This window comes from Nonomuraea sp. AD125B (assembly GCF_041402765.1).
Lineage (GTDB): Bacteria > Actinomycetota > Actinomycetes > Streptosporangiales > Streptosporangiaceae > Nonomuraea > Nonomuraea bangladeshensis.
Map to the genome: position 1 here is coordinate 325092 of NZ_JBGLOU010000011.1, position 16570 is coordinate 341661.

Annotated in this window: 16 protein-coding genes; 9 read left to right on the forward strand and 7 right to left on the reverse strand. The window is 71.0% G+C overall.

Features of this window, described 5'->3' with window-relative positions; all coding sequences use genetic code 11:
* Positions 1-53 precede the first annotated feature (53 nt).
* Positions 54-746, forward strand: a complete 693-nt coding sequence (hpf, locus tag ACBR40_RS28850; RefSeq protein ID WP_344210181.1) for a ribosome hibernation-promoting factor, HPF/YfiA family — start codon at positions 54-56, stop codon at positions 744-746.
* A gap of 172 nt (positions 747-918) precedes the next feature.
* On the forward strand, positions 919-1617 hold the full coding sequence (locus ACBR40_RS28855) for a response regulator transcription factor (protein ID WP_020541374.1): 699 nt from the start codon (positions 919-921) through the stop codon (positions 1615-1617).
* A 27-nt stretch (positions 1618-1644) separates the two neighbouring features.
* Here the strand turns inward: ACBR40_RS28855 and ACBR40_RS28860 are convergent, their stop codons facing one another.
* Positions 1645-3096: a winged helix-turn-helix domain-containing protein gene (locus tag ACBR40_RS28860; protein ID WP_371250794.1), complete on the reverse strand. Its 1452-nt coding sequence runs from the start codon at positions 3094-3096 to the stop codon at positions 1645-1647.
* Positions 3097-3328: 232 nt separating this feature from the next.
* Entirely contained in the window at positions 3329-3589 is a 261-nt protein-coding gene (locus tag ACBR40_RS28865) for an HGxxPAAW family protein (RefSeq protein ID WP_344210175.1), read from the reverse strand.
* Positions 3590-3812: 223 nt separating this feature from the next.
* Here ACBR40_RS28865 and secA point away from each other — a divergent pair, with 223 nt between their 5' ends.
* Positions 3813-6602 (forward strand): preprotein translocase subunit SecA, encoded by a 2790-nt coding sequence (gene secA / locus ACBR40_RS28870; protein WP_371250795.1) that lies wholly within the window; start codon positions 3813-3815, stop codon positions 6600-6602.
* Positions 6603-6673: 71 nt separating this feature from the next.
* On the opposite strand, the gene ACBR40_RS28875 is transcribed toward secA, so the two are convergent.
* The 5 genes from ACBR40_RS28875 to ACBR40_RS28895 all read right to left on the reverse strand — a co-directional run bounded on the left by ACBR40_RS28875 (position 6674) and on the right by ACBR40_RS28895 (position 11306).
* Positions 6674-7057, reverse strand: a complete 384-nt coding sequence (locus ACBR40_RS28875) for an Rv3235 family protein (protein ID WP_344210171.1) — start codon at positions 7055-7057, stop codon at positions 6674-6676.
* Between the two features lie 166 nt (positions 7058-7223).
* The gene (locus tag ACBR40_RS28880; RefSeq protein ID WP_344210466.1) at positions 7224-8492 is read right to left on the reverse strand and encodes a PTS transporter subunit EIIC; all 1269 of its coding nucleotides are present in this window, start codon (positions 8490-8492) and stop codon (positions 7224-7226) included.
* A 74-nt stretch (positions 8493-8566) separates the two neighbouring features.
* Complete coding sequence (locus ACBR40_RS28885; RefSeq protein WP_344210169.1) at positions 8567-9157, reverse strand: DUF6461 domain-containing protein; 591 nt, start codon at positions 9155-9157, stop codon at positions 8567-8569.
* Positions 9158-9187: 30 nt separating this feature from the next.
* A complete protein-coding gene (locus ACBR40_RS28890; protein WP_344210167.1) occupies positions 9188-10504 on the reverse strand; it encodes a PTS transporter subunit EIIC in 1317 nt (438 codons plus the stop codon).
* A gap of 61 nt (positions 10505-10565) precedes the next feature.
* A complete protein-coding gene (locus ACBR40_RS28895; protein WP_344210165.1) occupies positions 10566-11306 on the reverse strand; it encodes a GntR family transcriptional regulator in 741 nt (246 codons plus the stop codon).
* 126 nt (positions 11307-11432) lie between these two features.
* Here ACBR40_RS28895 and ACBR40_RS28900 point away from each other — a divergent pair, with 126 nt between their 5' ends.
* From ACBR40_RS28900 to nagZ, 6 genes are all read left to right on the forward strand, one after another.
* A complete protein-coding gene (locus ACBR40_RS28900; protein ID WP_344210163.1) occupies positions 11433-12467 on the forward strand; it encodes an SIS domain-containing protein in 1035 nt (344 codons plus the stop codon).
* A gap of 33 nt (positions 12468-12500) precedes the next feature.
* Positions 12501-12737, forward strand: a complete 237-nt coding sequence (locus tag ACBR40_RS28905) for a glucose PTS transporter subunit EIIB (RefSeq protein ID WP_020541384.1) — start codon at positions 12501-12503, stop codon at positions 12735-12737.
* An 11-nt stretch (positions 12738-12748) separates the two neighbouring features.
* Positions 12749-13195: a PTS glucose transporter subunit IIA gene (locus ACBR40_RS28910; RefSeq protein WP_329584643.1), complete on the forward strand. Its 447-nt coding sequence runs from the start codon at positions 12749-12751 to the stop codon at positions 13193-13195.
* Between the two features lie 123 nt (positions 13196-13318).
* Positions 13319-13582 carry an HPr family phosphocarrier protein gene (locus ACBR40_RS28915; protein WP_329584642.1) on the forward strand — a complete coding sequence of 88 codons (264 nt, stop codon included), beginning with the start codon at positions 13319-13321 and terminating at the stop codon, positions 13580-13582.
* On the forward strand, positions 13579-15240 hold the full coding sequence (gene ptsP, locus ACBR40_RS28920; protein WP_371250796.1) for a phosphoenolpyruvate--protein phosphotransferase: 1662 nt from the start codon (positions 13579-13581) through the stop codon (positions 15238-15240). Before ACBR40_RS28915 ends, ptsP begins: the two co-directional genes overlap by 4 nt.
* Positions 15241-15261: 21 nt before the next feature.
* Positions 15262-16563, forward strand: a complete 1302-nt coding sequence (gene nagZ, locus ACBR40_RS28925; RefSeq protein WP_371250797.1) for a beta-N-acetylhexosaminidase — start codon at positions 15262-15264, stop codon at positions 16561-16563.
* The last annotated feature ends 7 nt before the right edge of the window (positions 16564-16570 follow it).

Sequence of the window (16570 nt, forward strand, 5' to 3'; positions counted from 1 at the left end):
GGCAGCTCGTCGGGCGCTCTTGCTCAGTCGTTAGACGGAAGGGGGGCTTTTGCATGGACATCATCGTCAAGGGCCGACACACGGGTGTGAGTGATCGGTTCCGCGACCAAGTGACGACCAAGCTGGCCAGGATCGAACGTCTGGACAACAAACTCATCCGAGTCGATGTGCAGGTGTCGAAGGAACGCAATCCGCGCCTCGCGGGACAGCGGGAGCGCGTCGAGCTCACCATCCACTCCCGAGGGCCGGCCATCCGCGCCGAGGCCTCGGCCGACGACCGGTTCGCCGCCCTCGACCTGGCGCTGGACAAGCTGGAAGGCCGGCTGAGGCGGGCCGCCGACCGGCGCAAGGTGCACCACGGCAACCACTGCCCGCCCTCCGTCGCGGAGATCACCGCGACACTTCCCGACGTCGCCGGACTGCCTCCCCAGGAGCCCGTGGCGCCGAAGTCCACGGCCGAGGAGAGCGAGCCGCTCCAGCGCGCCGGCGACGACTACACCGGCGTCACCTACGACGACAAGACCGACGAGGACATCGTCCCGATCGAGATGGACGGCGAGGGGCCGCTCATCGTCAGGGAGAAGTTCCACCGGGCCGAGCCGATGACCATCGACCAGGCGCTGCTGGAGATGGAGCTGGTCGGCCACGACTTCTACCTCTTCCGGGACAAGGAGAGCGGTCAGCCGAGCGTCGTCTACAACAGACGCGGGTACAACTACGGCGTGTTGCGGCTCGTAGAGCCCTGATCGCTTACTGAAAAAGATCTTCTCGACCACCCGAGGACCGCGGCACACGTGCCATCATGGCGGTTACGGCTCTGGCCCCCCGACGAGGAGGAGACGTGAGCGAGCTCAGTCAGGTTCAGCCGAGCGAGCGAAGCGAGGGAAGCGCGGTCGCGAGGCGGATCAAGGAGGCCTCGTGAGCGAGTCCGACGAGGCCCGCGCATCAGCGAGCGAGCCCATTCGCGTGCTGATCGTCGACGACCATGAGCTGATCAGGCGCAGCCTGGCTCTGGCGCTGGCGGCTGAGCCCGACATCGAGGTGGTCGGTGAGGCGAGCGACGGGCAGGAGGCGGTCGAGCTGGCCGACCGCCTCATGCCCGACGTCGCGCTCATGGACGTGCGCATGCCGCGGCAGGACGGGATCGAGGCCACGAAGGGCATCAAGGCGTCGGTCCCCAGCACCCGCATCATCATGCTCACGGTGAGCGACGAGGAGGAGGACCTCTTCGAGGCCATCAAGGCGGGAGCCACCGGCTACCTCCTCAAGGACGTGCAGATCAACGACGTCCCCGCCGCCGTGCGCGGCGTGCACGAGGGCCAGTCGTTAATCAACCCGGCGATGGCGGCCAAGCTCATCAGCGAGTTCGCCAACATGAGCCGCAAGGAGGCCGAGCGGCCGCCCCAGCTGCCCGTCCCCCGGCTGACCGACCGCGAGATGGAGGTCCTGCGGCTGGTCGCCAAGGGCATGAACAACCGCGAGATCGCCAAGCAGTTGTTCATCTCCGAGAACACCGTGAAGAACCACGTGCGCAACATCCTCGACAAGCTGCAGCTGCACTCCCGCATGGAGGCAGTGGTCTACGCGGTGCGGGAGCGCATGCTGGAGATCACCTAGCGAAGCCCCCGCCCCCTCCCCGCCTGACTATCCCGGCGCGTTCAGCATGGTGACGAGCTCCGGCGGATCGGCGCGTTCGACGCGTACGCTGTCGCAGCCGACCCACTCGGCGGCCGACCACAGGGCGTCCGCGAACGCGCCGGCCCACTTGGCGGGGGACAGGCCCGGCTCCAGGTGCACCTGCCTGGCCACCAGGGTCGTGCCCTCGCGGGCCGGATCGACCCGGCCGATCAGCCGGCCCCCGGCCAGCACCGGCATCGTGAAGTAGCCGTGCACCCGCTTGTGCTTGGGGACGTACAGCTCCAGGGTGTAGGTGAAGCCGAAGATCCGCTCGGTGCGGCCGCGGTGCCAGATGAGGGAGTCGAACGGCGAGACCAGCGTGGTGCGGTGCCGGCCGCGCGGCTCGCTCGCCAGCGCGGCCGGGTCGGCCCACGCGTTGGCCTGGCCCTTCTTGCCCGGCCAGCCCGCGACCGTCACCGGCGTCAGCCCGGCGGCCCCGCTGAGCAGCGCCTCGTCGAGGATCGCCGCGAAGCGGCCCTTCAGGCGGAGGAAGTCGATCAGGTCGGTGCGGTTGGCCACGCCCAGTGAACGCCCGGCGATGCCGGCCAGTCGCGTGATGCACTCCTCGTCCGTCAGGTCCTGGGCGAGCAGGTCGGCGGGGATCGCGCGCTCGGCCAGGTCGTAGACGCGGCGCCAGCCGACGCGGCGGGTGCAGACCAGCTCGCCGATGTCCAGCAGCCACTCCAGGCCGATCTTGGAGTCGGACCAGTCCCACCACGGGCCGCCGTTCTTGGCGCCGCCGACGTCGGAGGTCATCAACGGGCCCGAGTCGCGCACCTGGTCGAGCAGCTTGTCGACGCCGTCGGGGACCTCGTGCCAGCGGAACTTGCGGTCGCGGAAGGCGCGGCGGCGGAACGAGTAGAGAGGCCAGTGCTCGACGGGCAGGATGCAGGCCGCGTGGCACCAGTACTCGAAGCTCCGCGCCGGGTCGTGCCAGTAGGCCCGCTCCACCGCCGGCCTGCTCACCGCGCCCAGACGGGCGTAGGCGACCAGCTCGTGGGAGCGGGCGAGGACCGAGATGGTGTCGAGCTGCACGGCCCCCAGCCTGCGCAGCATGGCGTGCACCCCGCCCTTGCGCGCGTCGGCGCCGAGCAGGCCCTGGGCGCGCAGGATGAGGCGCCGCGCCTCGTCGAGCGTGAGGTCCACGACGCCGCCGCCCACACTTCCGCCACCGGCCACCCTCGCACCGGCTTCCGCTCCCGAGTGGGCGTCCGGCCTCAGCTCGTTGCCAGGCGGCGTCTCGGTGTTCGGTGTCGCCAGGGTCCTGGGGGGCGGGGGCGCTGCCGTGGCGAGGGGCTGCCTGTCGTCGGCTGCGGCGGCGCTCACCAGGGCGGCGTCCGGGACGTCGGCTCCCGGGGCCGGGTCGCCGAGGGTGACGTCCCCCACGTTGAGCGGCTGCGCGTCTTCAGGGCGGTGCATGCGTGCAATCTAGCGGCGGCCACCGACAATTCCGGCGGCGGTGGGCCGGGCGGACCGGTCGGGGAATGGCCGGGCGTTCCCCCGACACGCCGACGAGCGGCGGAAAGCATCACCTGGGGAAAGTTTGGAGCAGGCAGGAAGAAGGGGAAGGGGCTGGGCAAAAAGAAAGGCGGGCCACCCTGTCAGGGGCCCGCCTCGCAGATCGCGGTGCGACGGTCGTCGTCCGCCGACGTCAGCGGTGATCCTCGGCCCGCATGCCCACACGCGGCGCGTCGATCACCACGTCGGTGAAGATGTCGAAGACGAGGGCGAGAATGCCGCCCACGACGAACACCCCCGCGCCGATCCACACGAGCGTCCAGCTGGCGACGGTCAGCCCGAAGCCGGCCACGATGGTTCCGGCCAGCATGACCGTCACCGCCAGCCACGATGACGCCCGTCCGCCGTGACTGCCGAGATCCTCCGTTTGCTCCGACTTCTGCCCCTCAACCATGCTTAATCCTTCCTTTGCCGGTTATGCCGCAATACGTGCGGGCCGGCGGTCAACCGGCATACCCTCTGCCTTGCCCCCATTCTCCCAGACCAGTCCTGCGCCCTCGTCGGCACGGTGGCTGTGTCTGGTTGCTGAAGCGCCTACGATGGCACTCGGGGAAGTTTGTCTCGGCCTCTCCTCCTGGCGGCGCCGCCGGGGTAGACCTGCGAGGAGCTTTACAAAAGTGCCAGCCATTCTCGACAAGATCCTGCGTGCCGGCGAAGGCAAGACCCTGCGCAAGCTCAAGCGGATCGCAGACCAGGTCAACTCCATCGAGGACGACTTCACGAGCCTGTCCGACGCGGAGTTGCGCGCGCTGACGGACGAATTCAAACAGCGCTACGCGGACGGCGAAACCCTTGACGATCTGCTTCCCGAGGCGTTCGCCACGGTGCGCGAGGCGGCCCGCCGCGTGCTGGGCCAGCGCCCCTACGACGTGCAGATCATGGGTGGAGCCAACCTCCACATGGGCAACATCTCCGAGATGAAGACCGGTGAGGGCAAGACCCTGACCTGTGCCCTGCCCTCCTATCTCAACGCGCTGTCCGGCAAGGGCGTCCACGTCGTCACGGTCAACGACTACCTGGCCAGGCGCGACGCGGAGACGATCGGCCGCATCCACCGTTTCCTCGGCATGGAGGTCGGCTGCATCGTCTCCGGGCAGCAGCCCGACGAGCGCCGCAAGCAGTACGAAGCCGACATCACGTACGGCACGAACAACGAGTTCGGCTTCGACTACCTCCGCGACAACATGGCGTGGTCGCTGGAGGAGTGCGCCCAGCGCGGCCACAACTTCGCGATCGTGGACGAGGTCGACTCCATCCTCATCGACGAGGCCAGGACCCCGCTGATCATCTCCGGTCCCGGCGAGCAGTCCGGCAAGTGGTACCAGGAGTTCGCCAAGATCGTGCCCCGCCTGCGCAGGGGCGTCGAGGCGAAGAACCCCGGCGAGGAGAGCACCGGCGACTACATCGTCGACGAGAAGAAGCGCACGGTCGGCATCCTGGAGGCCGGCGTCGAGAAGGTCGAGGACTGGCTCGGCATCGACAACCTCTACAAGCCCGAGCACACCCACCTCGTCGGCTTCCTCAACAACGCGCTGAAGGCCAAGGAGCTGTTCAAGCGCGACAAGGACTACATCGTCTCCGAGGGCGAGGTCCTGATCGTCGACGAGTTCACCGGCCGCGTCCTGCACGGCCGACGCTACAACGAGGGCATGCACCAGGCCATCGAGGCCAAAGAGGGCGTCAAGATCAAGGACGAGAACCAGACGCTCGCCACGGTCACCCTCCAGAACTACTTCCGCCTCTACGACAAGCTGGCCGGCATGACCGGTACGGCCGCGACCGAGGCCAACGAGTTCCACCAGACGTACAAACTGGGCGTCGTTCCCATCCCGACCAACCGGCCGATGATCCGCAAGGACCAGGCCGACGTGGTCTACAAGAACGAGGACGCCAAGTTCAACGCGGTGGTCGAGGACATCAAGGAGCGCTACGAGCGCGGCCAGCCGGTCCTCGTCGGCACCACGTCGGTGGAGAAGTCCGAGCGGCTGTCCAAGGCGCTCAAGCGCCGCGGCGTGCCGCACGAGGTGCTCAACGCGAAGAACCACGAGCGTGAGGCCGCGATCATCGCCGAGGCGGGCCGCAAGGGCGCCGTCACCGTCGCCACCAACATGGCCGGTCGAGGCACCGACATCATGCTCGGCGGCAACTCCGAGTTCCGCGCCGACCAGGAGCTGCGCCAGCGCGGCCTCGACCCGGTCGAGACGCCGGAGGAATACGACAAGGCCTACCCCGAGGCGCTGGAGAAGGCCCGGGCCGCGGTCAAGGCCGAGCACGACGAGGTCACCGAGCTCGGCGGCCTCTACGTGCTGGGCACCGAGCGCCACGAGTCGCGCCGCATCGACAACCAGCTCCGCGGACGTTCCGGCCGTCAGGGCGACCCCGGCGAGTCGCGCTTCTACCTCTCGCTCGGCGACGACCTGATGCGCCTGTTCAACTCGGCGCGGGTCGAGGTCATCATGACCCGGCTCAACATCCCCGACGACCAGCCGATCGAGTCCGGCATCGTCTCCAAGGCCATCGCCTCCGCCCAGCACCAGGTCGAGCAGCAGAACTTCGAGATCCGCAAGGAAGTTCTGAAGTACGACGAGGTGATGAACCGCCAGCGCAAGGTCATCTACTCCGAGCGCCGGCGGGTGCTGGAGGGCGCCGACCTGCACGACCAGGTGCAGGCCTTCGTCGGCGAGGTCATCGACGGCTACGTCCAGGGCGCCACGGCCGAGGGCTTCGCCGAGGAGTGGGACCTCGACAAGCTGTGGAAGGCGTTCAGCGAGCTGTTCCCGATCACGGTCACCGTCGCCGACCTCATCGAGGAGGCGGGCAGCCGTGAGGAGCTGACCGCCGAGCTGATCAGCGAGAAGGTCAAGGCCAACGCCATGGAGGCGTACGCCAGGCGCGAGGAGGAGATCGGCTCCGAGACCATGCGCGACCTCGAACGGCGGGTCATCCTGTCCGTTCTCGACCGCAAGTGGCGCGAGCACCTCTACGAGATGGACTACCTGCGCGAGGGCATCGGCATGCGGGCCTACGCGCAGAAGGACCCGCAGATCGAATACCAGCGCGAGGGGTTCGAGATGTTCGCCGCGATGCTCGAGGGCATCAAGGAGGACTCCGTGGGCTTCCTGTTCAACCTCGAGGTCGAGGTGCAGGAGAACCCGATCGTGGAGGAAGAGGACGCGGTCATCGCGGAGACCCGCTCGATCATCGCGCGCGGGCTGCGCGGGCCCGAGCGCCCGGCCGAGCTCGAATACTCCGCGCCCGGTGAGCAGGGCGAGGTCGAGCACACCCGGGTGCGCACCACTCCGGCCGAGCGGGCCGCCTACGGCAACGTGGAGCGCAACGCGCCGTGCCCGTGCGGGTCCGGCAAGAAGTACAAGCGGTGCCACGGCGACCCCAAGAACGCCGCCTGAAGCGCGCGCTGACGTGACGGAAGGACCTCCGCCCCGACGGGCGGGGGTCCTTCCGTCGTCCGGGGACGGTCTCAGGCGGTCTCGACGTCGGTGCAGAGCCAGTGGACGCCGTGGCGTTCGAGGCGGACGGCGAGGACGCGGTCGCGTTCGCCGCAGCGTACGATCACGCACATCTCGATGACGCCCTCGCGCGGCTCCGTCACGTGGACCCGGCGGACGAACGGGGCACGGCCGGTGCTGAACAGCAGGCCGGTCCCCGTGAGGTGCCGGTAGGCGCGGCCGGTGAGCTGGTCGGCCAGCGTCTCGGGGGAGCGGCAACCGGCCAGCACCTCGGCGAGGGCCTGGCCGAGGTGGCGCAGGCGGCGTTCGTCGGGGGCCGCGCCCGGCGGCCCCCAGATCATGGGGCTGAGGGCCAGGGCGCCGTCGGTGTACGGGATGTGGGGGGCTGCCGACACGGGTCCTCCTTCTCGCGGGAAACGCCTTCAGGAGTTTTCGGTCCGGCTCGGTTGTACGTGCCGCGCCAGCTTCTCGCGTACGTGCCGGGCAACGTCCGGGTTCGCCCGGGAAGGGCGCCGGAAGCTGGTGCGGTGGGCCCCCGGTTCCGGACGGAGACGGCCGGAGCTAAGGGGTGTCCGTAACCTCGCGGCCCGGGGTGGGCAGGTTCAGGGCACGGATGAGCACGGCGAAAAGCGCGTAATAGAGGACGAAGTACGCGACCCCGAACCCGAGGATGAGCCCGAGGCCGTGCGTGTTCGACTTGCCGGCGTTGAGGAGCAGGTCGATCGCGCCGCCGGAGAACGTGAACCCCAGCCGCGCCCCCAGCTCGGCCATGAGCGCCATCGACACGCCCGTGAGCAGCGCGTGCACGGCGAACAGCACGGGCGCGACGAAGATGAACGCGAACTCCAGCGGCTCGGTGATCCCGGTGACGAAGGACGTGAGCCCGGCCGACAGCAGGATGCCGCCGACCGCCGGGCGGCGCTCCGGCGGGGCCGCGCGCCACATGGCGACGGCCGCCCCGAGCAGCCCGAACATCATGACGGGGAAGAAACCGGTCATGAAGACGCCCGCGCCCTGCTCGCCGGCGAAGTAGCAGTTGAGGTCGCCGTCGGCGTCCCGGGTCGCGCCGCGCACGCCGGCCCGGCAGTCCGGCAGCGTGAACCAGACGATGGTGTTGAGGAAGTGGTGCAGGCCCACGGGGATGAGCAGGCGGTTGGCGACGCCGTAGATGCCCGCTCCGGCCGCGCCGTGGACGGACAGCCAGTCGCCGGCCCCGGCCAGCCAGTCGCCGACCGGCCGCCACAGCAGGCCGAAGACGACGCCGAGCAGCAGCGCGGCGACGGCGGTGACGATGGGGACCGAGCGCCGGCCGCCGAAGAAGGCGAGCCAGGCGGGCAGCTTCACCCGGTGGAAGCGCTGCCAGAGCAGGGCGGCTGTGAGGCCGATGACGATGCCGCCGAGGACCCCGGTCGGGTTCTGGGCGCCGGCGTCGATCGTGCGGGTGCCGTCACGGAGGACGAGCAGGACCTCGTCGTACACGGCGCCCTCGCCCGCGTCGAAGAACAGCGTCCTGGTGACGCGGTCGAAGACCAGGTAGCCGACCAGGGCGGCGAGGGCGGTGGAGCCGTCGGACTTGCGCGCGAAGCCGATGGCCACGCCGACGGCGAACAGCAGGGGCAGGTTCTCGAACAGGGCGCCGCCGGCGGCGGCGAGGACCCGCGCGAGCGGCGCCAGAGCGGGCACGGCGCCGAGCAGGTCGTCCTGGCCGAAGCGGAAGAGCAGGCCGGCGGCGGGCAGGACGGCGATGGGCAGCATGAGCGAGCGACCGATGCGCTGCAGCACGGCGAGGGCCGAGCTGAAGGGGCGCTTGCCGGAGCCGACGGCCGTCATCGCCACCCCCGCTCGCTGGTCGGTCTGCGGGGGATCGGGGTGTTCCTACCACTGCGGCATCGGCAGAAAACGGATCAGGTGACCAGGGAGGGCAGAGGGCGCGGGACGAAGGCGCAGCGGTAGGCGGCGTCCTGGACGAGCTGCGGCGTCAGCGTGATGCCGGTCAGGTGCTCGGCCAGGATGAAGGCGGGCCCGTCGTGCGGATCGAGGTGCCAGTGGCCGGTCTCGATCTCACGCATGACGGCGGCCAGTTCGTCGGGCACCTCCTCGGTGTAGCCCTCCTGCGGGTAGAAGGCGAAGCGGAGCCGCCCGTCCTCGAACCAGAGGAAGTTGTCCAGGCCCTTGACGTCGAGGTAGGCGTGGGAGACCACGCGGGTGCCGGCCGACAGCGGCGCCAGGATCTCCTCCGACCAGGCGAGGTCGCCGAGGGTCTCGACGACGATCGTCCAGTCGCCGATCGCCGTGAGGCCGAAGAAGTGGCCGCGGTCGTGGAACCTGCGGCCGGCCTCGGTCTCCAGCTCCTTGAGCGTCATGGGCACGAGCTCCTCCGGCCGGCCGCCCAGCCGGGCGGTCACCTGCTCCGGCGTCAGGTCGCGGACGTAGGTGAGCCCGTAGGAGCCCGCGAGCAGGGGGTAGCTCTCCTCCGAGAGCCAGTCGAAGATCATTGCGTCATCCTGGCAGTCACGGCCGACATTTCACGTCTCGCCGGAATCGACGTCCGGTTCGGGCTCGCGGCCCGGGGTCATGATGTCGAGCCTGCGGATCAGGAACGTGAACACGGCGTAGTAGACCACGCCGTAGACCAGGCCCAGCAGGAGGATGCCGGGCACGTTCTGGGTGTTGGACTTGCTGGCGTTGAGCAGCATGTCGAGCAGGCCCGCGGAGAAGCCGAAGCCGAGCTGCCCGCCGATCAGCGTGGTCAGCGCCATCGCCAGGCCGGTCAGCAGCGCGTGCACCACGAGCAGGAGCGGCGCCACGAAGATGAAGGCGAACTCGATCGGCTCGGTGATGCCGGTGACGAACGACGCCAGCGCCGCCGACAGCATGATGCCGCCCACCGTGGCCCGCCGGTGCCTGGGGGCGGCCCGCCACATGGCGAGCGCGGCGGCGGGCAGCGCGAACATCATGACCGGGAAGAAGCCCGCCATGAACTGCCCGGACTGCGGGGCGCCGCCGAAGTAGCAGTTCCAGTCGCCGACCAGGACATGGCCGTTGACCTCGCACTGCGGGACGACGTACCAGACCACGGAGTTGACGAAGTGGTGCAGGCCGAGGGGGATGAGCAGGCGGTTGACGAGGCCGTAGATGCCGGTGCCGACCGGGCCGAGCGCGGTCAGGGCCTCGCCGGCGTGCCGGAACCACTCGCCGATGACCGGCCACAGCCAGCCGAAGAGCACGCCGATGAGCAGCGCCACGATGGAGGTGATGATCGGGACGAACCGCCGCCCGCCGAAGAACGCCAGCCAGGTGGGCAGCTTGATCCGGTGGAAGCGCTGCCAGAGCAGCGCCGCGACCAGGCCCATCACGACGCCGCCGAGCACCCGCGTGGGGTTCTGCATGCCGTAGTTGATGATCTCCCGTACGCCGCCCTGTGCCTGGAGCTCCTTGATCGAGACGGTGTCCCTGATGTCGGAGCCGAAGAACATGACCTTGGTGACCCGGTCGAAGACCAGGTAGCCGACCACGGCGGCGAGCGCCGTGGAGCCGTCGGACTTGCGCGCGAAGCCGATCGCGACGCCCACGGCGAACAGCAGCGGCAGGTTCTCGAACAGCGCGCCGCCGGCCGCCGCCAGCACCTCGGCGACCGCGCCCATCCAGGACAGGCCGGCGACGTCGGCCAGGCCGCCGGGCTCGGCGCCGTTCGAGCCGAGCATGTCGGGCTGGCCGAAACGCAGCAGCAGGGCGGCGGCGGGCAGGGCGGCGATGGGCAGCATGAGCGAGCGGCCCATCCGCTGCAGCACGGACATGACGCGCGCGAACGGCGAGGGCCGGGCGGCGGCGGTCTCGTTCACCGGGCGTTCCTCCGGGGGTGGGAGCACCGGGCTTCCGGCAGCCTGGGGAGCTCTGGGGGCGTCAGCCCCGTCGTACGGGCATCTCGAGCATGGTGCGGAGCTGGTAGCGGTCGGCGCGGTAGGTGGACACGCCCAGCTCCGCGCAGACGCCGCCGGAGAACGACCGGCGCTGGAGCAGCAGCACGGCCCCGCCGCGCGGCAGCTTCAGCAGGTCGGCGTCGCTCGGATCGGCGATGCCGCCGTCGATGGTGAGCTCACCGGCGTCCATGACGAGACCGTAGCGGCTCTCCAGCAGCTCGTAGAGCGATTTGTCCGACAGATCGTGCTCGGCCAGGCCGGGGGCGAGCTTGACCGGGATGTGCGCCCGCTCGATGGACAGCGGCTCGCCGTCGGCGGTGCGCAGGCGCTCGATGAAGTGCACCTCCTCGCCCGGCTGGATGCCGAGCTCCTTGGCCAGGTGGGCGCTGGCGCGCACGATGCGCCGGTCGAGGTCGCGCGAGCCGGGCACCATGCCGCGGGCCCGCATGTCGTCGCTGAACGAGGTGAGCTGCAGCGCCAGCTCGATCTTCGGCCGGGCCACGAACGTGCCCTTGCCCGGCACCCGGTGCAGCCGGCCCTCCGAGACGAGGTGGTCGACGGCCTGCCGGACGGTCATCCTGGACAGGCCGAAACGCTGGCACAGCTCACGCTCGGACGGGATGGCCGCGCCGATGCTGAGCTCGTTGCTGTCGATGAGGTCCAGCAGGATCTCGCGGAGCTGGAAGTATTTGGGCACCGGGCTGTCCGGGTCGATGTGGGCCACGGGATCCTCCCCTCGTTCCGTTCCATGTGATGGGCTATGGTTCGTACTGGTCTAGTCCGGACTAGACCACAGGTCGCAAAAGGCGGTCAAGCCCGATCCGGTACGAGTTGAAGGATGAGCCCACCGATGACCACGAAGATGCGCAGCGAGATCGCCGAGCAGCCGGCCGCGCTGCGGGCCACATTGGACTCCCTGCTCCCCAGGATCGGCGAGGTGAGAGCGGTGGGCGAACGCACCCGCCAGCTGCTGTTCATCGCGCGTGGCACCTCCGACAACGCAGCAGTTTACGGCCGCTACCTGGTCGAAGCGCACGCCGGGCGGCTCTCCGCCCTGGCCGCGCCGTCGATCGCCACCACCTACCGGCGCAAGCTCGACCTCGACGGCGTGCTGGCCGTGGCCATCTCCCAGTCGGGACGCACCGAGGAGATCGTGGAGACGCTGGCCTGGGCCAAGGACTGCGGGGCGGCGACCGTCGGCGTCACCAACGGCGGCGCGGACAGCCCGCTCGCGCAGGCCGCCGACGTGGCGCTGTGCACCGAGGCGGGGGAGGAGAAGGCCGTCCCCGCGACCAAGACGTACACCACGCAGCTCGCCGCGCTCGCCGTGCTGGCCCTCGGCCTCGGCGCGGACGTGGACCAGGACGACCTGCGGCGAGTCCCCGACGCGGTGGAGAAGCTGCTCGACGAGCCCGGCGACCTGGACGCCGTGGTCGAGGGGCTGCAGGACAAGCCGGGCGTGGTGGTCTCCGGGCGCGGCCTGGCGTTCTCGACCGCGCTGGAGACCGCGCTCAAGCTCAAGGAGGCCTGCTACCTGCACGCCATGGGCCTGTCCTACGCCGACCTGCTGCACGGCCCCATCGCCGTGGTCGACGCCGACACCCCGGCGCTGCTGGTCGCCGCCGAGAACAGCCCGACGCTGCCCGGCACGGTGGCGCTGGCCGAGCGGGTGGTGGCCGCGGGGGCGGCGGCGTACACGATCGGTGGCGGCGAGGGGCTGGCGCGGGCCGGCACGGCCGCGCTCAACGGTCCCGACCTGCCCGAGTGGGTGGCCCCGATGGGCCTCATCGTGCCGGGGCAGCTGCTCACCGAGGCGCTGGCCAGGCGGCTCGGCGTCGACCCCGACGCGCCGCGCGGTCTGAACAAGGTCACCCAGACGGACTGATCTAGCCTGGTCGGCAAGAGCTAGGGAGGCCGGATGGCGGCGGATGTGAACGCGATCATCGCCGGGCTCGGCGGGGCCGACAACATCATCGAGATCGAGCCCTGCATCACCCGGTTGCGGACAGAGGTGCACGACGCGACCAAGGTCGACCAGGCCGCGTTGCGGGCGGCGGGCGCGCACGGCGTCATGGCCGCGGGCAACGTGGTCCAGGTCGTCGTCGGGCCGGAGGCGGACACCATAGCCAGCGACATCGAGGACATCATCGGCTAAGGGCGAGGACCATGACGACTGTTCTCGCCCCGGTCGAGGGGGCGGCCGTGGGGCTGGCAGCCGTGCCCGACCCGGTGTTCTCCGCGGGCCTGGTCGGTCCGGGAACGGCCATCGACCCGCTGCGGGGGCCAGGCAAGGCCGTGGCCCCCATAGCGGGAAAAATCATGAAACTGCATCCGCACGCGTACGTCATCGTCGGCGACGACGGCAAGGGCGTGCTGGTGCACCTGGGCATCGACACGGTCCAGCTCAAGGGCCGGGGCTTCCGGCTGCTGGCCGCGGAGGGCGACCGGGTCAGCGCCGGGCAGCCGGTCGTCGCGTGGGACCCGGCGGCCGTCGAGGCGGGCGGCCGCTCGCCGGTCTGCCCCGTGGTGGCGCTCGACGCGACGAACGGGGCGGTGACGGGCGTCGCCGAGGGGGCAGTGCATGTGGGGGATGAGCTCTTCCGATGGGACTGACCTTTGGGACCGCGGCTGCCGGGAAAGCGACACAATAGGCACGCCGCCGATTTTGCCCCCCGGTCGGCGGGTTCATCGCACGCGCGTCCGGCCACTGGTCCGGACCGGCAGAAGGAGGAGTCGATGGGTGAGCGCAAGGTCACCGTGGCGGCGGAGGTGGGGTTGCACGCCCGTCCCGCGGCGACGTTCGTCCAGAGGGCCATGAAGGCCCCGATGGACATCACGGTGGCGAAGATGAACAGTGCCAAGGCCCCGGTCAGCGGCAAGAGCATCCTCGCCATCATGGCGCTGGACGTCCGCCAGGGCGAGACCGTGGTGATCAGCGCGGAGGGCGAGGGCTCGGAAGACGTCCTCGACGAGCTGGCCGAGATCGCCGGCACGCCATGAACCTGCGGGGGGTGGGGGTCAGCCCGGGCTTCGGGCACGGCCCCGCTTATGTGCTCTCCGTCTCGGTGCCCGAACCCCCCGAGGGCGCAACGTACACCGGCGAGGCGGAGCAGGAGAAGGAGCGCGCGATCACCGCGCTCACGCAGGTCGCGGGCGAGCTGGAGGCGCGCGGCCACCGTGCGGGCGGCGAGGCCGAGGAGATCCTGGTCGCCCAGGCGCTGATGGCCGAGGACCCCGGCCTGGTCGTGCGGGTGCGCTCGCTGATCGAGCGCGGCCTGGCCGCCCCGAGAGCCGTCTACGAGGCGTTCGCCCGCTACCGGGAGGTGCTCGCCGGGTCCGGCGGCTATCTCGGCGAGCGGGCCGCCGACCTCGACGACGTCAGGGACCGGGTGATCGCGGTGCTCTACGGCATCGCGATGCCGAGCCTCCAGGGCGCGCCGGCGGAGCCGTACGTGCTGGTCGCCCGCGATCTCGCGCCGGCCGACACCGCGCTGCTGGTGCGCGAGCACGTGGCCGCCTTCGTCACCGAGGAGGGCGGCCCCACCAGCCACACGGCGATCCTGGCGAGGGCGCTCGGCGTGCCCGCCGTCGTCGCCTGCCCCGGCGCGACCGCCATCAGGCCGGGGGCGCGCGTGCTGGCCGACGGCACCTCGGGCGAGGTACGCGTCGCGCCGGCCGAGGCCGACGTCGCCGAGGCGGTCAGCGCGAACGCCGTGCGCCGGGCCGCGTACGCGCAGGCCGAAGGGCCGGGCCGGACCTCCGACGGCCATCCGGTGCCGCTGCTCGCCAACATCGGCGGCCCCGCCGAGCTGGACGCGGCCGTCGCCGCGGGCGCCGAGGGCGTCGGGCTCTACCGGACCGAGTTCCTGTTCATGAACCGCACCGAGGCTCCCACGGCCGAGGAGCAGGCGCCGGCCTACCGGGAGGCGGCGCGGGCGTTCCCCGGCGGCAAGGTGATCGTGCGCACGCTCGACGCGGGCGCGGACAAGGCGCTGGCGTTCCTGCCGGTCCCGCCCGAGCCGAACCCGGCGCTGGGCGAGCGCGGGGTGCGCGTGTTCCGCCGGTTCCCGCAGGTGATGGAGGCGCAGCTCGACGCGCTCGCCGCGGCCGGCGACCTCATGGTGATGGCGCCGATGGTGGCCACGGCCGAGGAGGCCGAGTGGTTCACGCGCGCGTGCCGCTCGCGCGGGATCGCGCAGGCCGGCGTGATGATCGAGGTCCCGTCGGCCGCGCTGCGCGCCGGCGACCTGCTGAGCGCGGTGGACTTCGTCTCGATCGGCACCAACGACCTGTCCCAGTACGCCTTCGCCGCCGACCGCCAGCTCGGCGCGGTGAGCGCGCTGCAGGACCCGTGGCAGCCCGCACTGCTCGACCTGGTCGCGCTGACCGCGACGGCCGCGCGGGAGGCGGGCAAGGCGTGCGGCATCTGCGGCGAGTCGGCCGCCGATCCCGCCATGGCCTGCGTGCTCGTCGGGCTCGGCGTCACCACGCTGTCGATGGGGGCCGGGGCGCTGCCCGCCGTACGGGCCGCGCTGGCCGCGCACACCTTCGACGAGTGCCGGCTGGCCGCCGAGGCCGCGCGGGACGCGGTCACGGCGGTGGAGGCGCGGGCCGCGGCCCGGGCGTACCTGCCCGCGCTCGGGCGTCTCGGTGTCTAGATTCTGGATACCTTTGGAGTCATGCTGCGACGACGACTCGGTACGACGGGCCTGCTCGTGATCGCTCTCACCGCGTGTGCCGGAGGCGGCGGCACGGCGGGAGCGACCCCGACGGGAGGGAAGGCCGCCCCGCCCGCCCCGAGCGCGAGCCCGAGCCCGAGCCCGTCCGCGTCGCAGTCCGACCCGGTCGCGCGGGCCCTGGCCGGGCTCAGCGTCGAGGAGAAGGTCGGCCAGCTCTTCATGCCGGTCCTCTACGGCACCACGGCCGCCTCCTCCTCCGGCGAGAACCAGGCCCGCTACGGCGCCCCGACCCCGGCCAAGGTGATCGCCCGCTACCACCTGGGCGGCGTGATCCTGTTCCCGCACAACGTCAAGGGCGTCTCCCAGGTCGTCGGCCTGACCAACGGCCTGCAGCGGGCCTCGAAGGAGGTCCCGCTGCTCATCGGCACCGACCAGGAGAACGGCCTGGTCTCGCGCATGTCGGCGCTCATGACCGACTTCCCCGGGGCGTCCGTGATCGGCGCGACCGGGGACCCGGCGTGGGCGCGCAAGGTCGCCGCGGCGACCGGCGCGGAGCTGCGGGCGCTCGGCGTCAACCTCGACTTCGCGCCGGTGGCCGACGTCAACATCGACCCGCGCAACCCGGTCATCGGGTCGCGGGCGTTCGGCAAGGACCCGCAGCGGGTGGCCAAGATGGTGGCCGCGTCGGTGAAGGGGTTCGCCGACGCGGACGTGGCGGCCACCGCCAAGCACTTCCCGGGCCACGGCGACACCTCGGTGGACAGCCACACCGGCCTGCCGGTGATCAAGCACACCAGGGCCGAGTGGGAGCGCATCGACGCGCCGCCGTTCAAGGCCGCGATCGGGGCCGGGGTGGACGCGGTCATGAGCGCCCACATCGTCTTCCCCAAGCTCGACCCGTCGGGCGACCCGGCGACGCTGTCCAAGCCGATCCTGACCGGGCTGCTGCGGCAGAAGCTCGGCTACGACGGCGTGATCTCCACCGACGCGCTCAACATGGCCGGGGTGCGCCAGAAGTACAACGACGGCGAGATCGCCGTGCGCGCCGTGCTGGCCGGGGCCGACCTGCTGCTCATGCCCAACGACCTGCCGAAGGCCTACGACGCGGTGCTCGCGGCGGTGAAGTCGGGCCGCATCAGCGAGCGGCGCCTCGACCAGTCGGTCACCCGGCTGCTCAAGCTCAAGCAGGCCAAGGGCTACCTGGCCGAGGCACCGACGGCCTCGGTGAGCCGCGCGAACGACGTGCTGCGCTCCGCCGCGCACCGCAAGCTGACCGCCCGGGTGAAGTCGGCGGCCGACTAGGCGTTCT

Bases quoted from the DNA above. Each gene is read 5' to 3' on its own strand.
- hpf (WP_344210181.1), top strand. From the start codon at position 54: ATGGACATCATCGTCAAGGGCCGACACACGGGTGTGAGTGATCGGTTC.
- ACBR40_RS28860 (WP_371250794.1), bottom strand. From the start codon at position 3,096: ATGCACCGCCCTGAAGACGCGCAGCCGCTCAACGTGGGGGACGTCACC.
- ACBR40_RS28865 (WP_344210175.1), bottom strand. From the start codon at position 3,589: ATGGTTGAGGGGCAGAAGTCGGAGCAAACGGAGGATCTCGGCAGTCAC.
- ACBR40_RS28880 (WP_344210466.1), bottom strand. From the start codon at position 8,492: ATGACGGCCGTCGGCTCCGGCAAGCGCCCCTTCAGCTCGGCCCTCGCC.
- ACBR40_RS28885 (WP_344210169.1), bottom strand. From the start codon at position 9,157: ATGATCTTCGACTGGCTCTCGGAGGAGAGCTACCCCCTGCTCGCGGGC.
- ACBR40_RS28900 (WP_344210163.1), top strand. From the start codon at position 11,433: ATGACCACGAAGATGCGCAGCGAGATCGCCGAGCAGCCGGCCGCGCTG.
- ACBR40_RS28905 (WP_020541384.1), top strand. From the start codon at position 12,501: ATGGCGGCGGATGTGAACGCGATCATCGCCGGGCTCGGCGGGGCCGAC.
- ACBR40_RS28910 (WP_329584643.1), top strand. From the start codon at position 12,749: ATGACGACTGTTCTCGCCCCGGTCGAGGGGGCGGCCGTGGGGCTGGCA.
- ACBR40_RS28915 (WP_329584642.1), top strand. From the start codon at position 13,319: ATGGGTGAGCGCAAGGTCACCGTGGCGGCGGAGGTGGGGTTGCACGCC.
- ptsP (WP_371250796.1), top strand. From the start codon at position 13,579: ATGAACCTGCGGGGGGTGGGGGTCAGCCCGGGCTTCGGGCACGGCCCC.
- nagZ (WP_371250797.1), top strand. From the start codon at position 15,262: ATGCTGCGACGACGACTCGGTACGACGGGCCTGCTCGTGATCGCTCTC.